This window comes from Oryzihumus sp., from assembly GCF_054325275.1.
On sequence record NZ_JBTCWL010000060.1, the window covers coordinates 1 to 22,976 of the forward strand.

The 22,976-nt window shown below is 73.7% G+C and carries 21 protein-coding genes and 2 rRNA genes; 2 read left to right on the plus strand and 21 right to left on the minus strand.

The features are described from left to right. Both ACXVGS_RS14655 and ACXVGS_RS14660 read right to left on the minus strand, forming a co-directional pair. Nucleotides 1–813, minus strand: an 813-nt coding sequence (locus ACXVGS_RS14655; RefSeq protein ID WP_458537102.1) for an amino acid--tRNA ligase-related protein, incomplete at its 3' end; no start/stop codon positions are given. Between the two features lie 75 nt (nucleotides 814–888). Beyond that, a complete protein-coding gene (locus ACXVGS_RS14660; protein WP_458537103.1) occupies nucleotides 889–1,254 on the minus strand; it encodes an MmcQ/YjbR family DNA-binding protein in 366 nt (121 codons plus the stop codon). 287 nt (nucleotides 1,255–1,541) lie between these two features. On the opposite strand from ACXVGS_RS14660, the gene ACXVGS_RS14665 reads away from it, so the two are divergent. After that, entirely contained in the window at nucleotides 1,542–3,005 is a 1,464-nt protein-coding gene (locus tag ACXVGS_RS14665) for an HNH endonuclease (protein ID WP_458537104.1), read from the plus strand. A gap of 165 nt (nucleotides 3,006–3,170) precedes the next feature. On the opposite strand, the gene ACXVGS_RS14670 is transcribed toward ACXVGS_RS14665, so the two are convergent. Further along, nucleotides 3,171–3,686, minus strand: coding sequence for a YchJ family protein (locus ACXVGS_RS14670; RefSeq protein ID WP_458528957.1), 516 nt, complete (start codon nucleotides 3,684–3,686; stop codon nucleotides 3,171–3,173). After that, nucleotides 3,683–4,609, minus strand: a complete 927-nt coding sequence (locus ACXVGS_RS14675) for a LysR substrate-binding domain-containing protein (protein ID WP_458528956.1) — start codon at nucleotides 4,607–4,609, stop codon at nucleotides 3,683–3,685. The genes ACXVGS_RS14670 and ACXVGS_RS14675 overlap by 4 nt, the downstream gene beginning before the upstream one ends. 72 nt (nucleotides 4,610–4,681) lie before the next feature. On the opposite strand from ACXVGS_RS14675, the gene ACXVGS_RS14680 reads away from it, so the two are divergent. Further along, nucleotides 4,682–5,671: an EamA family transporter gene (locus ACXVGS_RS14680; protein ID WP_458537105.1), complete on the plus strand. Its 990-nt coding sequence runs from the start codon at nucleotides 4,682–4,684 to the stop codon at nucleotides 5,669–5,671. Here ACXVGS_RS14680 and ACXVGS_RS14685 read toward each other — a convergent pair. The 17 genes from ACXVGS_RS14685 to ACXVGS_RS14765 all read right to left on the minus strand — a co-directional run. Then, nucleotides 5,632–6,288 carry an NUDIX domain-containing protein gene (locus ACXVGS_RS14685; RefSeq protein ID WP_458528954.1) on the minus strand — a complete coding sequence of 219 codons (657 nt, stop codon included), beginning with the start codon at nucleotides 6,286–6,288 and terminating at the stop codon, nucleotides 5,632–5,634. The two genes, ACXVGS_RS14680 and ACXVGS_RS14685, sit on opposite strands and share 40 nt — an antisense overlap. Further along, on the minus strand, nucleotides 6,285–8,003 hold the full coding sequence (locus ACXVGS_RS14690) for a CTP synthase (protein WP_458537106.1): 1,719 nt from the start codon (nucleotides 8,001–8,003) through the stop codon (nucleotides 6,285–6,287). Before ACXVGS_RS14690 ends, ACXVGS_RS14685 begins: the two co-directional genes overlap by 4 nt. 11 nt (nucleotides 8,004–8,014) lie before the next feature. Next, nucleotides 8,015–9,136, minus strand: a complete 1,122-nt coding sequence (locus ACXVGS_RS14695; RefSeq protein ID WP_458535738.1) for a glycosyltransferase family 4 protein — start codon at nucleotides 9,134–9,136, stop codon at nucleotides 8,015–8,017. Further along, nucleotides 9,133–10,923 carry a murein biosynthesis integral membrane protein MurJ gene (gene murJ / locus ACXVGS_RS14700; RefSeq protein WP_458532604.1) on the minus strand — a complete coding sequence of 597 codons (1,791 nt, stop codon included), beginning with the start codon at nucleotides 10,921–10,923 and terminating at the stop codon, nucleotides 9,133–9,135. The genes ACXVGS_RS14695 and murJ overlap by 4 nt, the downstream gene beginning before the upstream one ends. 5 nt (nucleotides 10,924–10,928) lie before the next feature. Then, nucleotides 10,929–11,747 (minus strand): hypothetical protein, encoded by an 819-nt coding sequence (locus tag ACXVGS_RS14705; RefSeq protein ID WP_458528950.1) that lies wholly within the window; start codon nucleotides 11,745–11,747, stop codon nucleotides 10,929–10,931. Continuing rightward, a complete protein-coding gene (locus ACXVGS_RS14710) occupies nucleotides 11,744–12,697 on the minus strand; it encodes a copper transporter (protein ID WP_458528949.1) in 954 nt (317 codons plus the stop codon). Before ACXVGS_RS14710 ends, ACXVGS_RS14705 begins: the two co-directional genes overlap by 4 nt. After that, nucleotides 12,694–13,878 (minus strand): putative cytokinetic ring protein SteA, encoded by a 1,185-nt coding sequence (steA, locus tag ACXVGS_RS14715; RefSeq protein WP_458532605.1) that lies wholly within the window; start codon nucleotides 13,876–13,878, stop codon nucleotides 12,694–12,696. The genes ACXVGS_RS14710 and steA overlap by 4 nt, the downstream gene beginning before the upstream one ends. Before the next feature lie 85 nt (nucleotides 13,879–13,963). Then, the gene (recN, locus tag ACXVGS_RS14720) at nucleotides 13,964–15,676 is read right to left on the minus strand and encodes a DNA repair protein RecN (RefSeq protein ID WP_458528947.1); all 1,713 of its coding nucleotides are present in this window, start codon (nucleotides 15,674–15,676) and stop codon (nucleotides 13,964–13,966) included. A 26-nt stretch (nucleotides 15,677–15,702) separates the two neighbouring features. After that, nucleotides 15,703–16,692 (minus strand): NAD kinase, encoded by a 990-nt coding sequence (locus ACXVGS_RS14725; RefSeq protein WP_458528946.1) that lies wholly within the window; start codon nucleotides 16,690–16,692, stop codon nucleotides 15,703–15,705. After that, complete coding sequence (locus tag ACXVGS_RS14730; RefSeq protein ID WP_458532607.1) at nucleotides 16,689–17,507, minus strand: TlyA family RNA methyltransferase; 819 nt, start codon at nucleotides 17,505–17,507, stop codon at nucleotides 16,689–16,691. The genes ACXVGS_RS14725 and ACXVGS_RS14730 overlap by 4 nt, the downstream gene beginning before the upstream one ends. Nucleotides 17,508–17,539: 32 nt before the next feature. Next, nucleotides 17,540–18,058, minus strand: a complete 519-nt coding sequence (locus ACXVGS_RS14735) for a hypothetical protein (protein ID WP_458532608.1) — start codon at nucleotides 18,056–18,058, stop codon at nucleotides 17,540–17,542. Further along, a complete protein-coding gene (locus tag ACXVGS_RS14740) occupies nucleotides 18,055–18,999 on the minus strand; it encodes a hypothetical protein (RefSeq protein WP_458528943.1) in 945 nt (314 codons plus the stop codon). Before ACXVGS_RS14740 ends, ACXVGS_RS14735 begins: the two co-directional genes overlap by 4 nt. A gap of 210 nt (nucleotides 19,000–19,209) precedes the next feature. After that, nucleotides 19,210–20,271, minus strand: a complete 1,062-nt coding sequence (locus ACXVGS_RS14745) for an HAD-IIA family hydrolase (protein WP_458533371.1) — start codon at nucleotides 20,269–20,271, stop codon at nucleotides 19,210–19,212. Between the two features lie 78 nt (nucleotides 20,272–20,349). After that, on the minus strand, nucleotides 20,350–20,748 hold the full coding sequence (locus ACXVGS_RS14750; RefSeq protein ID WP_458528941.1) for a single-stranded DNA-binding protein: 399 nt from the start codon (nucleotides 20,746–20,748) through the stop codon (nucleotides 20,350–20,352). 133 nt (nucleotides 20,749–20,881) lie between these two features. Beyond that, nucleotides 20,882–22,342: a hypothetical protein gene (locus tag ACXVGS_RS14755; RefSeq protein ID WP_458528940.1), complete on the minus strand. Its 1,461-nt coding sequence runs from the start codon at nucleotides 22,340–22,342 to the stop codon at nucleotides 20,882–20,884. Between the two features lie 170 nt (nucleotides 22,343–22,512). After that, a 5S ribosomal RNA gene (rrf, locus tag ACXVGS_RS14760) occupies nucleotides 22,513–22,629 on the minus strand. Nucleotides 22,630–22,727: 98 nt separating this feature from the next. After that, nucleotides 22,728–22,976 (minus strand): 23S ribosomal RNA (locus ACXVGS_RS14765); the annotation flags it as partial.

The window sequence follows — 22,976 nt, forward strand, 5'->3', positions numbered from 1 at the left end:
AGCGATCGGCAGCGGTATCTCGTAGGCCAGGATCTCGCGCCAGAGCGCGGCCACGATGTCTTCGCCCAACGCGATGATGTCGTCTTGGTCGATGAAGCTCATCTCGATGTCGAGCTGGGTGAACTCCGGCTGCCGGTCGGCGCGGAAGTCCTCGTCGCGATAGCAGCGGGCGATCTGGAAGTAGCGCTCCATGCCGGCCACCATCAGCAGCTGCTTGAACAGCTGAGGGCTCTGCGGCAGGGCGTACCAGCTGCCGGGCTGCAGCCGGGCCGGCACCAGGAAGTCACGGGCGCCCTCGGGCGTCGACCGGGTCAGGGTCGGGGTCTCGATCTCGACGAAGTCGCGCTCGGCCAGGACCGTGCGGGCGGCCTGGTTGACCTTGCTGCGCAGGCGGATCGCGGCGCCGGGGCCGGGGCGGCGCAGGTCGAGGTAGCGGTGCTTGAGGCGGGCCTCCTCACCGACGGTGACGCGCTCGTCGATCTGGAACGGCAGCGGCGCGGACTCGCTGAGCACCTCGACGGTGGAGGCGACGACCTCGATCTCGCCGGTCGGCAGGTCGGGGTTCGCGTTGCCCTCGGGTCGCGGACGGACCTCGCCGGTCACCTTGACGACGAACTCGTTGCGCAGGTGGTGCGCCTCGGCCTCAGCCAGGACCTCGTCCCGCACGACCACCTGCGAGACGCCGGACGCGTCGCGCAGATCGAGGAACGCCACGCCGCCGTGATCGCGCCGACGGGCGACCCAGCCCGTGAGCGTGACGGTCTGACCGGCGTGGTCGGCACGCAGCGTGCCGGCCTCGTGACTGCGAAGCACGGTGATGTCCTTAGCTAGAGGGTGTGCGGGATGCCCGCCCATCCTACGGACTTCGGTGCCCCCACCCCGAACCGGTTATCCGCCGTCGACCTCGCTGAGCAGGTGCTTCGGCGCCTGCGTGCGCCACGAGTCGGTGACCACCTCGGCCAGCACCTGCCCGTCGACCGCGTCGAGACGCACGAGCACGGCCTTGTAGCCGTCGTAGTGGTCGGTGGTGAAGAACGTCGCCGGGTCCGAGGCGAGCAGCGCCTGCTTCTCCCCCAGGTCGGCGACCCGCACCACGACCACCCCAGGGTTGGGCACCTTGGGCTTCCTGGGGTCGACCCGCTCGCGCCACAGCCAGACGAACTGCTTCCCGGCCACCCGGAAGGTGAAGCCGGCCTCCTCTGTCGCCCCAGGCAGCGCCAGCGCGACGCGCCGGACGTCCTCCTTCGTCACCATCGCCAGTCCCCCTCTCGCCTCCCCCACGGTATGCCGCGTGCCCGGCTCGCGCCCCCTCCTCACCAGGCCTGCTGCGAAGCGCCCCTACCCGAGGTATGCCGGGCAGTGGGCTGCCGTGCCCCCTCACCGGCGCGGCTTCGCACACCTCCGAACCGGGTCGGCCCGCGACCGTCCGCAATGGTCCGCATCCGCTCCGAAGCCTGCCTGCAGGACCGGGAACACGGGCGCGAAGACTGGGGCCTTGTCCATCGATTCGAACACCTGTACTATATGAACAGGGGGTTGGCATGGACGGTCTGGACACGGCGCTCGACATCGAGCTGGCAGAGGTGTGTGGCGGGTTGAACCAGCTGCATGCCCGGCTGGTGAGGCTGGTCGCCGGTGCCCTCACCGCAGAGGGGTGGGCCGGCGACGGGGTGCGCTCCCCCGAGCACTGGCTGGTCCTGCGGGCCGGGCTGTCCCCTTCGCGGGCGCGCGAGGTCGTCGCCCTGGCGCGGCGCGAGGCCGAGCTACCGACCCTGATGGACACCTTCGCCGGCGGGCAGCTCTCACTCGACCAGGTGTCGACCGTGGCCAGGCATGCCCCGGCCCCGATGGAGGCCTCGGTGACTGAGCTCGCGGTCAACGCCACGGTGCCCCAGCTCCGGCGCACGCTGTCCCGTTACGCCTTCCCCGACGAGCCCGCACCGACGGCCGGGGAGTCGGGCACCTGCACCAACTCCAGCAACGGCACCGACCCGAGCGACAGCACTGACAGCGCGGGCGCCACGGTGGCCGCCGCCCTGGAACGCCGGGTCGAGGAGCCGGCCGACCTCGCGATGGGCTACGACGCCGACGGCCGGTTCACGCTGCGGTTCTCCGCCCCACCCGACCTCGGCGCCCTGGTGGAGGCTGCCCTGAAGGAGGCCCGGGACGCGCTCTTCCACGCCGGGCACCCGGAGGTCACCTGGGCCACGGCCCTGGCCGAGGTCTGCGAGCGCTCCCTGGCCAACCCACCCTCACCTGGTCGACGCGACGCGTTCCGGGTGCTGGTCCACCTCGACACCGACGGGGCCTGGCTGAACGGCCGTCCTGCCCTCCCGCGGCACCTGGTCGACAAGCTCACCTGCGAGGGATCGCTGCGCCCGCTCTGGGTCACCGAGGGGCACCCCGTCAACGTCGGCCGGGCCCTGCGCATCGTCCCCGACCACACCCGGCGCCTTCTTGAGGACCGCGACCGCGGCTGCCGCTTCCCCGGCTGCGCGGCGACGGCCGTCGTCAAGATCCACCACGTCATCCACTGGGCCGACGGCGGCCCGACCGACACCCCCAACCTGGTCAGCCTCTGCCCGCACCACCATGACCGGCACCACGCGGGCGACTACGACATCCAGGGCGACGCCGACCTGCCTGACGGGCTGACCTTCACGAACCGGTGGGGCCACCCGATCCGCCCGGCACCCGCCTACCGGCCACCGGCCCCGGGCCACTCACCAGATCCATCCAGCCGACCAGATTCGCTCGGATCGGCGGAACCGGGCAGCCCGCCGGATTCGGTCGGCTTGGCGGATCCGGGCAACCCGCCCGATTCGGTCGGCTCGACAGACCAGGGCAGCCCATCGGATCCGGGCAGCTCAGCCGACCCCGGCGGACACGGCGCCGCGACCGGGCACGCCGGGGTGCCGACCGCCCGGCCCTACGACGGACCCACCGGCGAGATCCTGCACAGCAGGTGGGCCACCTTCACCGAGTCCGCCCCCATCCCAGCCTGACGCCGGGGAGCGCGTGGCTAGGGGTCCTCCGAACCGCAGCGTGACGCCGGACCGCGCGGGTAGGGGTCGCGCGAACCGCAGCGTGACCCCGGACCGCGCGGGCAGAGGTCGTGCGAACCGCAGCGTGACCTCGGACCGCGCGAGGTCAGGGGGCCGTCCGGCAGCTCAGCCGAGGACGTCGCCGTCGAGGTAGACCCACCGGCCACCGCGCCGACCAAACCGGCTGCGCTCGTGCAGCACCCCGCGTTCGCGACCCTGCCGCCACGACGCCCGGAACTCCACCTCGCCCTGGTCGTCGTCGGGACCACCGGCGCGCGTATCGAGGACCTCGAGTCCCGTCCACGTCAGGTCCGGGTCGAGCGCCAGGTCCGCAGGCCGATGCGCGGGGTGCCAGGTCCGCGCGAGGTAGTCCCCCGCGCCCACCGCGAACGCGGCGTACCGCGAGCGCATCAGCTCCTCGGCAGTGAGCGCCATGCGCTCCCCGTCATGCAGCGGCTGGCAGCACACGGCATACGCCGCACCACTCCCGCAGGGGCAGGTGCGAGTGGACGCACCGCCTCGCCCTGTACCACCGCCGAACGTGCCGCCGGCGGACGCGTCGGCACCGGACGTGCGAGAACCGAACGTGCCAGAACCCGACGGGCTAGAACCGGACGCGCCCGCACCGAAGGCACCGCTCATGACCGGTCTCCCTTCGGTCGGACCAACGAGGAGGGCGCGTCCGCCAGGGCCTCGACCACCGCCGCCAGGGCAGGGCTCTCCCCCATCGTGCGCCGCCACACCGCCGTCACCGTGCGGGTCGGCACCGGGTCCACAACCGGGACCGCAACCACTCCTGCCGGCAGCTCGCCACGCCCGACCCGGGGCACCAGCGCCACCGCCAGCCCCTGCGCCACGAGGGCGATGTGGGAGGCGAACTCAGCGGCGAAGTGCTCGATCCGCGGGGCCCGGCCGATGTCGTGGAACATCTTGGTCAGCCACTGGTGGCAGATCGACCCCGGCGCCACGCTCACCCAGCGCTCCCCGGCCAGCTCGGCGGCCGACACCCGCTCCCGCCCGGCCAGCGGGTGCTCACGGTGCACCAGCACGTCGGCGTAGTCCGAGCCGAGGTGGCGGCAGGTCAGGTGGTCCGGGATCGCCAGCGGCAGCGGCTCCCAGTTGTGCACCACGGCCAGGTCGACCTGCCCGGTCGCGACCAGGCTGACCGCGTCCCACGGCTCGGCCTCGCTGAGCGTGACCTCGAGCTCGGGCGCGGACGCCCGCAGCACAGCGAGTGCCGGCGCCACCACGCCCCGGGCCGCCGTGGCGAAGCTCGCCAGCCGGATCCGTCCGGCAGGCCGGCCCGTGGTCGACTGCAGCTGGGACTCCAGCCGCTCCATCTGGGCGAGCAGGTCGTGCGCCGAGGCCGCGAGCAGGCGGCCGGCCTCGGTGAGCATCACCCCGCGACCGTACTTCTCCAGCAGGGCAACCCCGGCCCGGGCCTCGAGCCGCTTGACCTGCTGGGACACGGCGCTGGCGGTGTAGCCGAGCGAGTCCGCCGCAGCCGCAACGGATCCCAGCCGGTCCACCGCCACGAGGGAGCGCAGCGCCACCGCATCGATCATGTAGCAAGGCTACATCGTCGGGCCAAGAAACGTTTGCTGGTGCTTCATGGTGCGACGCGGCACGGTGGTGTCATGCCCTCCGCCACGCTTCCCGCCCGCGACGCCGCGCTCGCATCCCTTGTCGCCGTCGTCTGGGAGGTCAACTTCATCGCCATCGACCGCGGTCTGGCCAGTGTGCCGCCGCTGCTGTTCGTCGCGCTTCGCTTCGTGCTGGTGTGCTTCCCCGCGGTGTTCCTGGTCCCCCGCCCCGCCGTCCCCTGGCGGCTCGTGGTGACCATCGGCCTGTTCATGAGCCTGGGCCAGTTCGCCCTCGTCTACGTCGCCATGCACCTCGGCATGCCGGCCGGGCTCACCCCGCTGGTGCTGCAAAGCCAGGTCCTGCTCACCGTCCTCTTCTCCAGCGTGGCCCTGCGCGAACGACCCACCCGCGGCCAGCTGCTCGGCGTCCTGGTGGGTGCCGCCGGGCTGGCCGTCGTCGCGGTCGGGCGAGGCCCCCACGCCCCGCTGCTGCCCCTGCTCCTCGTCGTGGTCGCGGCCACCTCCTGGGCCATCGGCAACGTCGTCGCCCGGCACGCCCGCCCGACCTCGGGGCTGTCGATGGTGGTGTGGTCCGGGCTGGTCGTGCCGGTGCCCCTGGTGGCCCTGTCGTTGCTGGTCGAGGGCCCGGCCGCGGTGTCCGCCGCGATGACCCACCCGGACCTGGGCGCGCTCGGCAGCGCCGCGTTCACGGCATACCTGGCGTCGCTGCTCGGCTACGGCCTGTGGAACTCGCTGCTGGCGCGCCACCCCGCCACGGCGGTCGTCCCGTTCACGATGCTCGTCCCCGTGGCCGGTATCGCCGCCGCCTGGGTGGCGCTGGGCGAGGTGCCCACGGCCACCGAGCTGGCCGGCGGTCTGATGCTCCTCGCGGGGGTCGCCGCCGCGGCCCTGCTCTCACGCCGCCGCCAGACGGGCCTGCGCCGGGCCGCAACGCAGACCGCCGCCCCGGTGGCCGGGGCGGCGGTAGGTGCGAGTGCAGCGGATCAGCGGTATGCCGGGTGCTCCGGCCAGGGGGCGTCGTAGGGCCGCAGCGTGCCCCAGTCGAGCTCCCGCGCCGCGTAGGCGGTGAGGATGCCGATGATCGCGGCGGGGTTGTGCAGTCGGCCGGTCAGGACCGCGGCTACCGCCTCGTTGAGGTCGACCCAGCGCACGGGCATCCCGCGCTCCTCGGCCTCGCGCTGGTGCCGCTCTTCGTGCGGCACGGAGGCGAGGTCACGGGCCAGGAACAGGCGCAGCACCTCGGACAGGCCGCCGGGTGAGGCGAAGTGGTCGACCAGGACGTTCCAGGTTCCCGCCGTCAGGTCGGCCTCCTCGTGGAGCTCGCGCGCGGCCGCCTCCCACGGCGGCTCACCCTCGACGTCGAGCAGCCCGGCAGGCAGCTCCCAGTCGTAGTGGCCGACGGGGTGGCGGTACTGCTGGACGAGCAGGATCCGGCCCTTGTCGTCCATCGCAACAGTGCCCACGGCGCCGGGGTGCAGGACGTACTCCCGGCGCACGGTGCCGGCTTCGCCGAGGTCGACGGTGTCGCGCACGACGTCCCACACCATGCCCTTGAGCAGCACCTCGCGCTCGGTGACCGGCCGCGACTCCAGCCGGTCTCGAAGCTCGTGGGCGGACAGGGACGGCGCGTCGAGGCTCACGGCGCCGCGACCGGGTCGGCCTGCTCTGCCTCGGCGAGGTCGGCGCGGGGACGCTCGACCTCCACGAGGCGGGCCTGGCGCTGCTGGTCGATCGCCGCGCCGACCAGGCCGGCGAACAGGGGGTGGGCCTTGTCCGGGCGGGAGAGGAACTCCGGGTGCGCCTGGGTGGAGACGTAGTACGGGTGCACGTCGGCGGGCAGCTCGACGAACTCCACCAGCGTGCCGTCCGGCGAGGTGCCCGAGAAGCGCAGGCCCGCCTGCTCGAGCTGCTCGCGGTAGGAGTTGTTGACCTCGTAGCGGTGGCGGTGCCGCTCCTCGACCTTGGTCGAGCCGTAGGTCTCGGCCACGACCGACCCCTCGGCGAGCGCCGCGGGGTACAGGCCCAGGCGCATCGTGCCGCCGAGGTCACCGGCGCCCTCGACGAACGCCTTCTGCTCCTCCATCGTCGCGATGACCGGGTGCTCGGTGCCCGGGTCGAACTCGCTGGAGGAGGCGTCGGCGATGCCGGCGACGGTGCGGGCGTACTCGATGACCATGCACTGCAGGCCCAGGCAGATGCCCAGGGTCGGCACACCGCGCTCGCGCGCCCAGCGCAGCGCGCCGAGCTTGCCCTCGATGCCGCGGACGCCGAAGCCGCCGGGCACGAGTACCGCGTCGACCCCGCCGAGCGCCGTCTGAGCACCCGACTCGGTCTGGCACTCGTCGCTGGCGACCCAGCGGATATGGACCTTGGCGTCGTGGTGGAAGCCGCCGGCACGCATGGCCTCGGTCACCGACAGGTAGGCGTCGGGCAGGTCGATGTACTTGCCCACCAAGGCGATCTCGACCTCGTGCTCGGGGTTGTGCACGCGGCGCAGCAGCTCGTCCCAGTCGTGCCAGTCGACGTCGCGGAACGGCAGGCCCAGGCGGCGGATGACGTAGGCGTCCAGGCCCTCCCCGTGCAGCACCTTGGGGATGTCGTAGATGCTCGGCGCATCGACGGCGGCGGCGCACGCCTCGGTGTCGACGTCGCACATCAGCGAGATCTTGCGCTTGATGCCCTCGGGGATGACCCGGTCGGCGCGCAGCACGAGCCCGTCGGGCTGGATGCCGACCTGGCGCAGCGCGGCCACGGAGTGCTGGGTCGGCTTGGTCTTCAGCTCACCGCTCGGGGCGAGGTAGGGAACCAGCGAGACGTGCAGGAAGAAGACGTGGTCGCGACCCACGTCGTGGCGCACCTGGCGCGCGGCCTCCAGGAAGGGCAGCGACTCGATGTCGCCGACGGTGCCGCCGATCTCGGTGATGATGACGTCCGGGCGCTTGTCGGCCGGGCCCTCGGCGGTGGCGCGCATCCGCGCCTTGATCTCGTTGGTGATGTGCGGGATCACCTGAACGGTGTCGCCGAGGTACTCCCCACGGCGCTCCTTGGCGATGACCTGGCTGTAGACCTGGCCGGTCGTCACGTTGGCGGAGCCGTCGAGCTCGACGCCGAGGAACCGCTCGTAGTGGCCGATGTCCAGGTCGGTCTCGGCCCCGTCCGCGGTGACGTAGACCTCGCCGTGCTGGAACGGGTTCATCGTCCCGGGGTCCACGTTGAGATAGGGGTCGAGCTTCTGCATCGTCACCCGCAGTCCGCGGGCCCGAAGCAGGTGTCCGAGGCTCGAGGCCGTGAGCCCCTTGCCGAGCGAAGAGGCGACGCCTCCGGTCACGAAGATGTGCTTTGTCTGCTCAACCACGGACTTGCACTCTACGTCATCGACGGGCCCTCGGAGTACCACGCCAGCCATGTCGCGGCCGTGTCGTCCCCGTCAGGCAGCGCCGCGGCGGCCGAACGCCCTTGCCGGGCAAGACGTTCGCGCAGGTCGGGGTCGGTGAGCACCGTGCGTGTGGCATCCGCCACGGCCGCCGGGTCCCCTGCGGGGACGAGCAGGCCGACCCCCTCCACGAGGTCGTGCAGCCCGCCGACGTCGGTGGCGACCACCGGTGCGCCGGCCGCCATCGCCTCCTGCACGACCAGGGCGCGGGCCTCCCAGGCGCTCGGCAGGACGAACACCTCGGCGGCGCGCAGCCACCGGTCGGCGTCGCGGCGCGCCCCCACGAAGTGGACCGGTGCCGCGACCCGCTCGACCAGCGCCTCCAGCTCACCCAGCAGCGCCTCGTCGCCGTCACCGACGACCACCCAGGTCGCGGGCGTCCACAGCCGGGACGCGGCCCGCACGAGCACGTCGAGGTCCTTCTGCGGGGCGATCCGCGAGATGGTCAGCACCAGCGGCCGCCCCGGGTCGACCTCGAGGCCCGCCTCGCGCAGCAGCGCCGCCCGCTCGGCGGCGCGACCCTGCCGGTCGAGTGGCTCCTGCGCCAGCAGCGCCGGGACGCGCGGGGACGGCACGGGGGCCAGACGGGTATCGCGCGCGCCCAGGTCGCGGGCCTGGTCCACCAGGTCGCTGCTCGCCCCGGTGACCAGGTCCGCCCGCCGGGCGACGAGCCGCTGGGCCAGCTCCTTCAGGCGCAGCCGGCCCGAGCCGGCGAGGACCGCGTTGTGCTGGGAGACGACCAGACGGGGCCGCCGCAGCCCGAGGGTTACCAGGGTGGCCAGCAGCCCGGCCTGGTGCCCGTGGGCGTGCACGACGTCGCTGGCGGCTGCAAGGCGGCGCAGCGCGAGCAGGTCGAGCAGGCTCGCCGCTGCCGCGCCGGCCGGGCGCAGCCGGGGCCACCACGGGCGCACGTCCCCGAAGTCGAACCGCTCGGCGGTCACGGGGTGGGTGACCACCACGACGTGGGCCCCGGCGGTGCGCAGGTCGGCGGCCAGGTGGGCCACGTGCGTGCCGATCCCCCCGGTGCTGCGACCGAGCACCATGACCACCCTCATGCCGACCTCCGCAGCACCCGCGTGCGCAGGCGAGCCGTGAGCAGCCGCCCGGTCTCGCGGTCGGCCAGGGCCAGCACGGCCACGAACACGAGGGAGGTCACGGCCGCCACCAGCAGACCGACCAGCACCGAGGGCAACAGGGCGCGCGTGGGCAGAGCAGCAGCAAGGACCCGGCCTGGCGCCACCGAGAGAACCGCGGCGACCAGTGCCGCGACGAGCGTGCGTGGCAGCCCGCGCAGGGCGGGCGCCCCCCAGGCCTGGTGCACCGCCACGAGCAACAGCACCGCGGTCAGCGTCATCCCGGCGCTGCTGGCGACCCCGAGGGTGCGCAGCGTGCGGGTGGGTTCGGTCGGCCCCGTCAGCGCGAGGAGGGGCCAGAGGGCGGCCACCAGCCAGCCGGCGGCCACCGCCACGGCCGCGATCCGGGGCCGGCCCCGGACGTAGAGGGCGCGGGTCAGCACGGCAGCCAGGCCGAAGCCCACCAGCCCGAAAGCGTAGGAGTCCATGGCCACCGGCATCGCCTGCAGGGCCGCCCGGCCGACCGGCTGGTGGCGTCCCGCGTCGAGCGCGGCGAAGAACGCGCCGAGAGGCTTCGAGGCCACGAGCAGCACCGCGGCGCCGAGGACCCCCACGACCGCCACGGCCCGAGTCGAGCGGGCCAGCGTGCGCGAGGCGTCATCGGCCTTACCCGTCAGTCCCCCGTCGGCTCCGGCGGGGGCATCGGCCCCGGTGCTGCGGGTCTTCCGCTCCTGCTCCAAGGCCTCCTGCTCGAAGGCCTCCAGCTCGACAGCCTCGGCCGCGGCCTCCGCCTGCGAGACGCCCTCCCGGGCTGCCTGGGCCGCCAGGGTCGGGAACGTGGAGATGGCCACGGGCACCGCGAGCACGGCATACGGCAGCAGGTAGACGGCCTGGACGTAGGTGTAGACGTTGAGGGTGCCGTTGCCGCTGCGGTAGTTGGTGACCCAGACGGTGGCGAGCACGGCCGCCTGCTGCGCGAGCAGGGCCACGAGCCCGGCTCCGGCGAGCGATGCGGCGCGGCTGGCCACACCGTCGGGGAAGCGCCAGGTGAGCCGCAGGCGCACGCCCGCGCGGCGCACCGGCACCAGCAGCGGCAGGCTGAGCGCGACGACGCCCATTGTGGTGCCCGCGGCCAGCGCCCACGCCGCGCCGGCCGGCAGGTGGGCCGGGTCGTTGCCATGGCCGCCGGACAGCGCCCCGTAGAGCACGTAGGCGGCGATGACGACGAGGCTGGACAGCAGCGGCGCCAGGGCTGCCCCGAGGAAGCGGTGGTGCGCCTGCAGGACGCCGGCCAGCACGATGCCGACGCCGTACAGGGCCACCTGCGGGGCGAACACGACGAGCATGGTCGCGCCGAGCTCGGCGGCCGCGCCCGGCTGCGAGCGGCACACGTCCGGGCCGAGCATCGCGGAGGTCAGCGGTCCGGCCAGCGCGGCGACCAGCAGGGCGAGCGGGACCAGCAGGGTCAGCGCCCAGGTGAGCATGGCCGAGGCGGTCCGGTCGGCGGACTCCCGGTCCCCCCGGCCGAGCTGTCCGGCGATGACCGGGACGGCGATCGCGGCGAGGGCGCCACCTGCAGCCACCTCGTAGATGACGTTCGGCAGCTGGTTGGCGGTCTGGTAGACGTTGCCAACGCAGGTCACGCCGACCGAGTGGGAGAAGACGAGCCACCGGCCGAAGCCGACGACCCGCGCCGCGAGGGTGACGACGGCGATGAGCCCGGCGGCGGCCAGCAGGCCCTGGGCCCGCCGTGACGGGGCGGGGCTCACCGCGGTCACCGTCGGCCGAGGGCGTCGAGCTCGCGCAGCCCCGGGGTGGACTCGATGACCTTCGTGAAGCTGACCTTCTCGGAGGCGACGGTCAGGCCGGTGACGACCGCCAGCGCGATCAGCCGGCCGCGCAGGCCGCTGCGCTGCACCAGCGCCGTGCCCAGCAGCGCCCCGGCGGTGTTGGCCCCGGTGTCGCCGAGCATCGCGCGGCCGGCGAGGTCCTCGGGCAGCGAGCCCAGCGCCGCGCCGGCGGCGGCCGCGGCGGTGACCCCGGCGGGCGTCGATGACGCCGCCAGCGGCAGGGCGGCCAGGGTCGTGGCCTTCAGCGCCCGCCCCGGGCGCAGGTCCAGCAGGTTGGCGACGTTGGCCGCCCCGGCGACGACCGCTCCCCCGACCAGGGTCGCGAGCAGCCCGGGTCGGTCCTCGGCCCGGCGGTCGACGGCCGCGGCAGCGAGCAGGCCGGTCAGCCCGAGGCCGGCGATCTTCACCGCACCGGTGGTCACCTCACCGCGCCTGAGGGCGGACAGGTGGCCGCGCAGGCCCTTGCTGGAGCTGTCGCCGGCCAGGTCGTCCAGGGCGCCGAAGGCCCCCGCGCCAGTTGCGGCGATCGCCGGCCCTGCACCACCGGCGGCACCCGCGGCCAGCCCGGCGAGCGCGCCCGCGACGTATGCCGGTCCCTCCAGCAGCGTCACCGGCTCACCGGCGTGGTTGGTCCGGGTCCAGCGGCCCTGGCCGCCCGGCGGCCGGCGGCGCAGCCCGCACAGCGCGATGGCCGCCCCCGCTGCCCCGGCGGCCAGCGCGACGGCCCTGCGGTCGAGGCTCACTTCACCGTGCCGGGCAGCACGGACGCCGCGTCCGAACCCACCCCGTAGTGGCCGCTGTGGCCGGCGTACTGCTCGGTGAGCGCCTCGACCAGCGGGGCCGCTCCGATGCTCTGGTCACCGTCGTCCACGGTGGAGACGGCCTTGCTCGCGTCGCCGTCAGCGCGCACCGCAGCCACGAGGGCGCCCGTGGTCTGCGGGTCGGCCGCGTTCATCGTCGAGGTCACCACGGTGCCCGATCCGGCGGCGTCCAAGGCCCGGGTGAGCGCCACCCACGAGGCGAGCCGGGCGGTGGTGTCCTCCTCGTTGGCGCCCTTGACCGGGCCGGCCACGAGGACCGCGCTCGAGGCGGGGACGACCGGGTCGGAGCCCACCGTGAGCAGGTCACCGGCCTTGAGACCCTCCAGGGCTTGGGCGGCGCTGGGGTCGAGCTTGTCCGTGGGCCGCTCGGCCGTGGTGAGCAGAGCGCGCGCGAGCACCGTCCCGGGGAGCATCTCGGGGGTGCTGAGCGTGCCGGGCGCCTTGACCAGCGACGCGAGCTGGGTGGCGAGGTTGTCGCGGAAGGTGCGCTTGGTCGGGTCGACCCACGCGTCGGTCAGGGTGACCGTGGACCCGATCCGGGCCCCCGCGCCGGTCAGCGCGGTCGTCGTCTTCTTGACCGTGTCGGCGTCGGCGCCGGGCGCCACCACGACGCTGACCGTGCGCCCCGAAAGGCTGCCGGAGACCAGCTTGGGGGTCACCGTGTTGGCGAAGGTGTCGCGGGCGTCGATCCCCCGCTGCTGTGCCTCGAGCTGGGCGCGCAGGGTCGCCTTGTCCTGACGCAGCGCGGTCACCTGCTCGTTCAGCGACTGGCCGATGTTGTTCTGCAGCGGGCCCGCCCCCAGCACGATCCCCACGGCGAGCGCCAGGAAGATCGACACGATGGAGACGAGGTGGTAGCGGAAGTCGATCACGAGAAGAGTCCTACGATCCAGGACCACACGTCGTCCCAGCGGGCACCGACCACGGTGAGCATGGCGGTGCCGGCAGGCGTGGCGGCCAGCGCGGCATACAGGGCGAACAGCCCCACGGCGAGCATTGCGAACAGGGACAGGTTGGAGATCCGGGAGCGGTAGAGGCGGCTCACGCCCTTGGCGTCGATGAGCTTGCCGCCGACCCGCAGCCGGGTGAGGAACGTGCTGGCCATGCCCGCACGCCCCTTGTCGAGGAACTCCACCAGGGTGGCGTGGGTGCCGACGGCCACGATCAGGGTGGCTCCCTTGTCGTCGGCCAGGAGCATGGCGACGTCCTCGCTGGTGCCGGTCGCCGGGAACACCACCGGGTCGATGCCCAGGTTGCGCACCCGCTCCAGGCCGGGCGCCCGACCGTCGCGGTAGGCGTGCACCACGATCTCGGCGCCGCAGGTCAACGTCGCGTCGGAGACCGAGTCCATGTCGCCGACGACCAGGTGCGGCTTGTGCCCCTCCTCGACCAGCGCGTCGGCCCCGCCGTCGACGCCGATGAGGATGGGGCGGTACTCGCGGATGTAGTGCCGCAGGGTCTGCAGGTCCTCCTTGTAGTGGTAGCCGCGCACCACCACCAGGACGTGCCGACCGTCGATCTCGGTGCGGATGTCCGGGACGCCGACCCCGTCGAGGAGCAGCTCGCGCTCGCGGCGGAGGTACTCCATCGTGTTCGCGGCGAACGCCTCGAGCTGCACCGCCAGGCCGGCGCGGGCCTCGTTCATGGCCGCCTGGACCGACTCGTGGTCGAACAGGTGCCCCTTGGCCACGATGGTGTCGCCGACGTAGATCTCCTCGCCCTCGATGCGCACCTGCTGCCCCTCGTGCAGCGCGTGCATCACGTCCCGCCCGGCGTTGTCGAGCAGGGGCACGCCGCCGTCGATGAGGATCTCCGGGCCGAGGTTGGGGTAGCGCCCGCTGATGGACGGCGAGGCGTTGACGACGGCGGCCGGGCGGCAGGCGAGCAGTGCCTCGGCGCTCACCTTGTCGATGTCCTGGTGGTCGATCACGGCGATGTCGCCGGGCTTCAGGCGCTTGGTGAGGTTCTTGGTCCGGGCGTCCACGCGGACGGGACCGCGGACCCCGGGCACTTCCGGTTCGCGGCTGCTCCGGCGTCGGATGGAGAGAGGCATCGGGGATATCGTGCCACGGGCCGCCACCAGCCCCGATGCCGCCGACCACGCACCGGGTCACGGCCTTGTCACGTTTGGCGCGTGCTCAGCTGACCGCCTGCCCGGCCTGGGTGAGCAGCTCGCGGGCGTGCTCGATGGCGACGCCGGAGTCCTCGACGCCGGCCATCATCCGTGCCAGCTCACGCAACCGCTCGTCCCCGCTGACCGCGGCGACCCCGCTCGCGGTCACGTGCCCGTCGTCGGTCTTGTGCACCACGAGGTGCTGGTCGGCGAAGGCCGCGACCTGGGCCAGGTGGGTGACGACGATCACCTGGGCGGAGCGGGCGAGCGCCGCCAGCCGCGCCCCGACGTCGAGCGCGGCCTTGCCGCCAACGCCGGCGTCGACCTCGTCGAAGACGAACGTGGGCACGTCGCCGCTGCCGGTGACGACCTCCAGCGCGAGCATCACGCGTGACAGCTCACCGCCCGACGCGGCCTTGGCGACGCTGCGCGGCGGCGCGCCGGGGTTGGCCGCCAGCAGGATCTCCACGTCGTCGGCGCCGTGGCGCAGGAAGGTCTCCCGCGGCTGCACCGCCACCTGGACCACGGCCTTGCCCATCGCCAGGTGCGCCAGCTCCTGCGTGACCCGCTGGCCGAACTCCTGCGCGGCGGCGGTGCGGGCGGCGGTCAGCTCGGCGGCCGCCGCGGTCAGCTCGGCCTCGAGCTGTTCCAGCCGAGCCTGCATCGCCTCGGCCCGGTCGTCGGCGGTGACCAGCCGGTCCAGCCGTGCGGCGGCCTCCTTGGCCCAGGCCAGCACCTCGTCGACGGTGTCGCCGTACTTGCGCTGCAGCCGGGCCAGGTCGGCGCGCCGCTCCTGCACCCAGGCGAGCCGGGCGGGGTCGACGTCGACGTCACTGAGGTATGCCGCGAGGTCGGCTCCCAGGTCGGCCGCGAGGTAGCCCAGCTCCTGGGCCCGGCGTTCGAGTTCGGCCAGCGCCGGGTCGTGGACGGAGGCGGCGCCCAGCGTGGCGCGGGTCTCGGCGAGCAGCTCGACGACGTTGCCGCGGACCTCGTCGGCCGCCTCCTCCTCCGGGCCCCCACTGGCCCCGGCCACGAGGGCGTGGGCGAGCCCGGCGCTGCCGCGCAGGCCCTCGGCATGGGCCAGGCGCTCGTCCTCGGCGCGCAGCTCGTGGTCCTCCCCGGGCTGTGGGTCGACGGCCTCGACCTCCTCCACGCCGGCGGTCAGCACGTCGATCTCGCGGGCGCGGTCCCGTGCCAGGGCGCGCAGCTCGTCCAGCTCCGTGCGGAGCTGGTGGTGCTCGTCATACAGGGCGGTGTAGCGCGCCAGCGGCTCGGCGACGGAGGTGCCGGCGAAGCCGTCCAGCACCACCCGGTGCTGGTCGGGCTGGCGCAGCCGCCACTGGTCGGACTGGCCGTGGACCGCGACGAGGAGCTCGCGCAGGTCGGAGAGCACCCCGACCGGGGCGCTGCGGCCGCCGACGTGGGCGCGCGAGCGACCCTCGGCGGAGACGGTGCGGGCCAGGATGAGCCCGTCCTCGGTGTCGCCACCCGCCTCCTGGGCGCGGACCAGGGCAGGGTGGCCCTCGGGCACCTCGACCAGCCCCTCGATGGACGCGGCCGTGGCCCCGTTGCGCACCAGGCCGGCGTCGGCACGGGCACCGAGGAGCAGGCCGAGGCCGGAGACGACCATGGTCTTGCCGGCACCGGTCTCACCGGTGACGACGTTGAGTCCTGGGGACAGCGAGAGGACGGCGTCGTCGATGACGCCGAGGTTCTGGATCCGGATCTCGCGCAGCACGTCGGCCAGCCTAGGAGGGGGGACTGTCAGTCGGCGGCAGGCGCCACCGAGTGGTCCCCTCCCGTCGCCGCACCGGGCCCGCTCCCCCGCCGCCGGCCCGGGCCCGAACCGCCGTTCGCGCGACGGCCCGCCCCGCGCCAGCCGGCGACCGAGAGGTCGAACTTGGCCACGAGCCGGTCGGTGAAGGGCGAGGCGCTCATCCGGGCCAGGCGCACCGGGGTCTCGCTGCGGCAGACCTCGATCCGGGCCCCGGGGGGCAGCTCGACCATGCGCGCGCCGTCGCACCACAGGACCCCGGAGCCCTCGGTGTCGGCGAGCACCTCGACGGCCAGCCGGCAGCGCGGTCCGACGACCAGCGGCCGGGCGAACAGCGCGTGCGCGGCCAGCGGGACGACCATCATGGCCTCGACGTCGGGCCACACCACGGGGCCTCCGGCGGAGAACGCGTAAGCCGTCGAGCCGGTAGGAGTAGCCATGACGACACCGTCGCAGCCCCAGGTGGACAGCGGCCGGCCGTCGACCTCGACGATGAGCTCGAGCATCCGCTCCCGTGCGGCCTTCTCGACGGTGACCTCGTTGAGCGCCCAGCTGGAGGCGATGAGCTCCCCGTCGTGGTGGGCGCGCACCTCGAGGGTCATGCGCTCCTCGACCGCGTAGTCGCGGGACACGATGCGCTCGACCGTCTCCTGGAGGTCCTCGCGCTCGGCCTCGGCGAGGAAGCCGACGTGCCCGAGGTTGACCCCGAGCAGCGGGGCGTGGGTGCCGCGCGACATGGCCGCCCCGCGCAGGATGGTGCCGTCGCCGCCGAGCACGCACACCAGCTCGCAACCGCGGGCCGGGTCCTCCGGGTCGGCCAGCACCACGTTGGGGTTGTGACCCAGGTGGACCGCCTCGGCCTCCTCGGGCAGCAGGGCCACTTCGATGCCGGCCGCGTGCAGGCGCGCGGCGACGTCACCCGCGAGGTGCTGGGCCTCGGGGCGGCGCGGGTGGGCCACGAGCAGGATGCGACGCGTCACGTCAGCCCTTCCGTCGAGAGGCGCTCGGCCTGGTCGGCGACCTCGCGCGGGCTCAGCGCGTCGACGTCGCGGGACGTGCACCAGAGTAGGTACTCGATGTTGCCGTTGGTGCCCCGGATCGGGCTGCCGTGCAGCGCGACCGGGCGCAGCCCCTCCTGCGCCGCGGCCTGCGCCACGTCGGTGATGGACCGCGCACGGTCGGGTGCGCTGCGCACGAGCCCACCCCGGCCGAGCCGTTCGCGGCCGACCTCGAACTGCGGCTTGACGAGCACCACGAGGTCACCGCCGGGTGCGGTCAGCGCGGCCAGCGCCGGCATCACGGTGCGCAGGGAGATGAAGCTGAGGTCGGCGACCACCACGGCCGCGGGGCCCCCGACGCTGGCCGGGTCGAGGTCCCGCACGTTGGTGCCGGACCACTCGGTCACCCGCGGGTCGCCGGCGAGCTCCGCGACGAGCTGGCCGTGGCCGACGTCGACCGCCTCGACATGGGTCGCACCGCGGGCCAGCAGCACCTGGGTGAAACCACCGGTGGAGGCGCCAACGTCGATGCACCGCTTCCCCTGCGCCGACAGGCCACGGTCGGCGAACACGTCCAGTGCGGTGAGCAGCTTGTATGCCGCGCGGCTCACCCACGGGTCGGGCTCGGTCGCCAGGGTGATGTGGTCCGCTGCGGTCACGGGCGCGGAGACCTTGCTCGCGGTGGCCCCGCCGACGAGGACGGCCCCTTGGGCCACGAGGGCGCGGGCCTGCCCACGCGACCGGGCCAGGCCACGCCGGACGAGCTCGACGTCTAGGCGCGACGGCGAGTCGGTCATGGCGGGGTCACCGGGGTGGAGGGTCGGGGCGCTCACTCGTCGCCGAGGTCGGCCAGCCGGGCCTGCAGCGTGCGGTGGACCTTCTCCCCGACCTCGACGTGCGCGTCGAGCGGCTCGCCGGTGACCCGGTCGAACTCGTCGAGGACCGCATCGACCACCACGTCGCCGGTGGGCTCCCTGGTGGCGACAGCGGGAGGCGTGACCAGCCCGCTGTCGGCCGCCGCCCCAGCGCCCGCGCCCGCGCCCGCCGTGGCGCCGGGGCCCTGGTCCGAGACCTGGTCCGAACTCTCTCGGGAGCCCTGCTCACCTTGGCCGGCCGGGTCCGGGCCCTGGTCCGAACTCTCTCGGGAGCCCCGCTCCGCACCCTGGTCTGCGGGTGACGCCGTGGCGACACCGGGGCCTGGCTTCGGCGTGGTCCCCAGGCCAGGGCCGGGCTTGGGAGCCCCGCTCAGGGCCGGACCGGGCTTCGGTGCCGCTGCCGCGGTCGACCCGCCGGCCGTCTGCGCAGGGGCGTTCTGCACCGCGTCCTGCACCGCGTCGTCGTGGGTCATGAGGTCTCCTTGCTGGTCCGGCGGGTCGTGACGGCCGACGAGGAGGTCGGCGCGGGAGCAGCCTCACGGGCGGCCCGGGTGCGGGCAGCCTGGGCGCTGGCGGGCTGGCGTCGGGTGGCGCGCGCGGTCTGCGTCGTCGACCGGGCGCCGGAGGCAGCGGCCGCGGCTGAGGACGCGCCCGCGGCCTTCTTCGCCCCGGACCTGCCCGCACTGCTCTTCCTGGCCGCGGCCTTCTTGGCCGTGGAGGGCTTGGGGGTCGAGCTCTTCGCCGCCGAGGTCTTCGTCGTCGAGGTCTTCTCCGTGGAAGCCCTGGTCGACGACGCCTTCGTCGCGGAAGCCTTCGCTGCGGAGGCCTTGGTCGCCGAGCGCTTGGCGGCAGGACGCCTCGTCGCCGGCGCCGCGCTCGCGGTCGCCGACGTGGTGGTCCCGGTCGTTTCCGTGGCGGACGCCCGCTTCGTGGCGGACGCCCGCTTCGTGGCGACCTTGCGAGCCGGAACGGCGGCGGGCGCTGCCCCGGCGGTGGCCGCTGCTCGGGTCGCCCGGGCCGGCCGGCGTGCTGCGCTCCCACGGCTGCGGGTCGCGGCGTCCTGCGTGCTCGCAGCTTCCTCGGCGTGGTCGGCCGAGCGCACCTGGGCCAGCTCTGCACGCAGTCGCGTGACCTGGGCCTGGGCGGCTTCGAGCTCGGCCACCGGCACCAGGCCGAGCCGGCTCACCGCAGCCTCGACCTCGGTACGCACCAGGGTCGTGAGGTTCTCGCGGTTGGTCGTGGCAGCGGCGAGCAGCTCGTCGGCGAGCGTGGTGACCTGCCCGGCCACCTTGCCCGTGCTCGTGACCCCGGGCAGGGACAGCAGCCCCTGGGCAGCCTCGAGCGCCCGGGCCTTCGTCAGCTCGCCCAGCCCGGAAGCGAGCTGGACGTAACCCCGCACCGATTCGAACGCCATGGAGTTCCTCCCTCGTGGTCCCGGCACCGGATCACGACCCGGCGGTGAGGCTTCACGCTACTGCCCCCGCTCCGCGCGCGTCTCCTGCCATCCACGCGGGGTCGGGCACGCGACGAGCGCGGGCACGTGTTCGACGGCGTATCGCAGAGGGGACGACCGCCGGGGTCAGGCTGTGGATGCGGCGTCTCCTGACCGTCGCCGACCTCCGGGTCAGCCTGTGGATGCCGCGTCTTCTGCCAGTCGCTCGGCCACCTGTGACCACCACCGCCCCATCTCGGCCTTAACCAGCGACTCCGCTCCGACCGCGCCGCTGTCCACCGCGTCCCACGAGGCCGCGAGGGCGGCCCGCAGCAGGTGCTCGGCCGGACCCTCGCACACCACCTGGACACACGGGGCTTCGCCGGCCTCCACCCGCACCACCGCAGCACCGCAGGCCCAGGCGTCCTCGAGCTTCCGCGGCGCGACGTAGCCCACGCCAAGACCCCTCAGGTCCGTGGCGACGTAGCGCGGTCGCCACTCGACGGGGGCTGCGGCCAGGTCCGCCGGGCCGTGCACCCCGGTGAGGACCACCAGGGCATCGACGCCCGCGGCGTTCGCCCCGGCGATGTCGGTGTCCAGCCGGTCACCGATCGCCAGGGTCTGCGACGCATCAGTGTCGAGCCGGCGGGCGCTCAGCTCGTACAACGGCGTCCACGGTTTGCCGACCACGTCCGGGTCGACCCCGGTGGCGCTGCGGACCGCCGCCACCAGGGTGCCGTTGCCCGGGGCCGTCCCCCGGTCGGTCGGCAGCGTCGCGTCGACGTTGGTGGCGACCCACACGGCACCGGACTGCACGGCATACGCCGCCTCAGCCAGCTCGCGCCAGCCCACGTCGGCGCCGAACCCCTGCAGCACGGCCTCTGCGTCCGCAGCCTCGGAGGTCGCGACGAGACCCTGCTCACGCAGCGCGGCACGCACGCCCTCACCACCGACCGCGAGCACTCTGGCGCCGTGTCCGACACGCTCCCGGACCCGCGCGGCCCCGGCCTGGGCGCTCGTGACGACGTCTCGCTCCGTCAGCGAGACGCCCATGCGGGTCAGCTGTGCGACGACCTGGGCCGGGGTCCTCGAGGCGTTGTTGGTGGCGTAGACGACCCGTCGGCCGGAGTGCACCACGGACCGGAGCGCCTCAACCGCGTGCGGCACGGGCTCGTGACCGCGGTAGACCACACCATCGAGGTCGCAGACGACCCCTTGGTACGCGTGCAGCAGCGGCGCCTCCGGCTCAGTCACCCGGGCATTGTCGCGCGTCGGCGCGCCGCACGACGGCGCCGGGTCAGCGCACACGGGTCAACGCTCACCGGTCAGTGGTCACGGGTCAGGGTCACGGGGCGGACGAGCCGGCTGGCGTGTCACGGTCGCCGCCTCGACCTCGTACCGGCTTGCGGCGCCGCCCGGGGACCGCCAGAAGCGTCGGCGGAGTGCCCCGGTCACCTCGATGACATCACCGTCGTGCAGGCGGGACGCCCGTCGCTGCACGCCCTTGCCCCAGCACGCAACGTCGACGGTGTCCACCAACGCGGTGGTCCTGGCCCCGGCACGCTGCGGGCCCGTCCTGCGGACGACGACCCGGAGCTGCACGACCGTGTCGCCGCTCGGCAGGTCGCGCGACGTCGGGTCGCCGCTCACGCGGCCGACCAGTCTGACCTCGTTGACGGCCGGCTCCTCCTCCGGCGTGGCCCGCGGACGGGCGGCTGCTCGTGCAGTCATCTGGCACCTCTCCCCCTGGTCTTTCCTCCATGCTGAAGGGGCCGGTCGCCGCCGTGACGGCAGCGACCGGCCCCTGTGGATGGTGGGACCTGGGAGCGCACCCCTTGTGGACAACAGGGGGCGCGACCCGGGGTCACTCGTCGTCGAGGTCCTCGAGCAGGTCGGTGACGTGGACACCGTCGAGGTCCGCCAGCCGCTCATCGGCGTCGGTCTCCCCCTCGAGGTCGGCGTCGGCGGCGCGGGCGAACCAGTCCCGGGCGCCCTGGGTGTCGCCCAGGGCCAGCCTGGCCTCGGCGTAAGCGTAGAAGAGGCGCGCCGTCCACGGCTTGGGGTTGGCGGTCGGCCGCAGCTGCGGGATCTCCAGCCCCACTGCGGCCGCCTCGAGCTGACCGAGGTCGCGACGGATGCCGGAGACGACGATTGCGAGCTCGATCCGCTCGTCCAGCGGGAGCGACTTGGCCTCGGGCGAGGCAGCGAGGTCCAGCGCCCGGTCGAGACGTCCGAGGCCGCGCTCGGCGTCGACCATGAGGGGGAGCATGTGCGAGGACCCGGACAGGCGGCGGGCAGTACGGAACTCGCTGAGCGCCTTGGCCCAGTCGCCCTTGCGATAGGCCACCAGACCCAGCGCCTCGCGTGCGGCCGGCACCCGGCCGGCCCGACGGACGGCGGTTTCGGCGTGAGCCTCGGCCGCGTCGATGTCGGTGTCCAGCAGGGTGGCGACCATGACCAGGTGCTGCGCCACGCCCTCGGCGTTCTCCTTGCTCAGGGTGCGCAGCTGGTTCTTCACGGCGCGGTCCAGCTCGTGGCCGGTCACGCCCTCGGCGATGGCCGGCTCCGGCAGGCGCGGGGACTTCGGGGCCAGACGCGAACCACCGCGGTGCTCGGGGCCTTCGTCCCGGCCGCCCCGCATCGGCGCACCGGCGCCTCGGGGGCCACGAGGCGCGCCGGCGCGGCCGCCACGGTCGCCCTCGTCGCGACGGAAGCCGCCGGCGCCCCGACCACCGGGGCCTGCGGGGCGCCCGCCACGGTCGTCACGGGAGTAGCCACCCTGGCGCCGGTCATCGCGACGCTCACCACCGGAGTAGCCACCGCGACCCCGGTCATCACGGGAGTAGCCCCCCTGGCGGCGGTCGTCACGACCACCCCGGGAGTCATCGCGCGAGTAGCCGCCGCGGTCACGGTCGTCACGGGAGTAGCCACCCTGGCGCCGGTCATCGCGACGCTCACCACCGGAGTAGCCACCGCGACCGCCGCCTTCACGGGAGTAGCCACCCTGGCCGCCACCACCCTGGCGCGGGCCGGAACGGTAGCCCTCCCCGCGGTCGCCGCCGTCACGACGGTCAGGGCCGCGGTAGCCACCCTCACGACGGTCACCCTCACCCGGACGGCCGCGCCCAGCGGAGCCGCCCCGGCCGCCGGCGCCACGACCGGCAGAACTGTCCCCCTGGCCGCGGCGTGCGTCCCCCGAGCGCCCGCCGCCCTGCGGCGCCCCCCAGCGGCTGCCCCCAGGACGGCTGTCGCGGGGCGGCCCGCCAGGACCACGGGACTGACGGTCCTCGTCGCGGTCCCTGCGGGCAGGCTGGTCGTCAGACACGGAGACTCCATTCATGCGTCTGGTCCTGGCGTCATCCTCACGGGCGCACACGGACCTGTCCACCCGTCCGGGGTGGCTGAAAAGGGGGTTGTCTCCCAGTCTTTCACGGGACCCCGGAATGCAGAAATCGCCCACCCGGTGACCCGGGTGGGCGATCTCTGTGAATGTTTGTCCGGCGGCGTCCTACTCTCCCACACCGTCACCAGTGCAGTACCATCGGCGCTGAAGGGCTTAGCTTCCGGGTTCGGAATGGGACCGGGCGTTTCCCCTTCGCTATGGCCGCCGTAACCTCTTCGAGCGGTTAACGGCAAGTCACAAACAAAGTCTTTAGTTTGTGGTTTCCCGACCGTATCTCGGGAACCACACAGTGGACGCGTAGCATCTTTGTATCAAGTTATCGGCTTATTAGTACCGGTCAGCTCCACACATTACTGTGCTTCCACATCCGGCCTATCAACCCAGTAGTCTAGCTGGGAGCCTCTCGGGCAAAGCCCATGGAAACCTCATCTTGAAGCGTGCTTCCCGCTTAGATGCTTTCAGCGGTTATCACTTCCGAACGTAGCTAATCAGCGGTGCCCTTGGCAGGACAACTGACACACCAGAGGTTCGTCCATCCCGGTCCTCTCGTACTAGG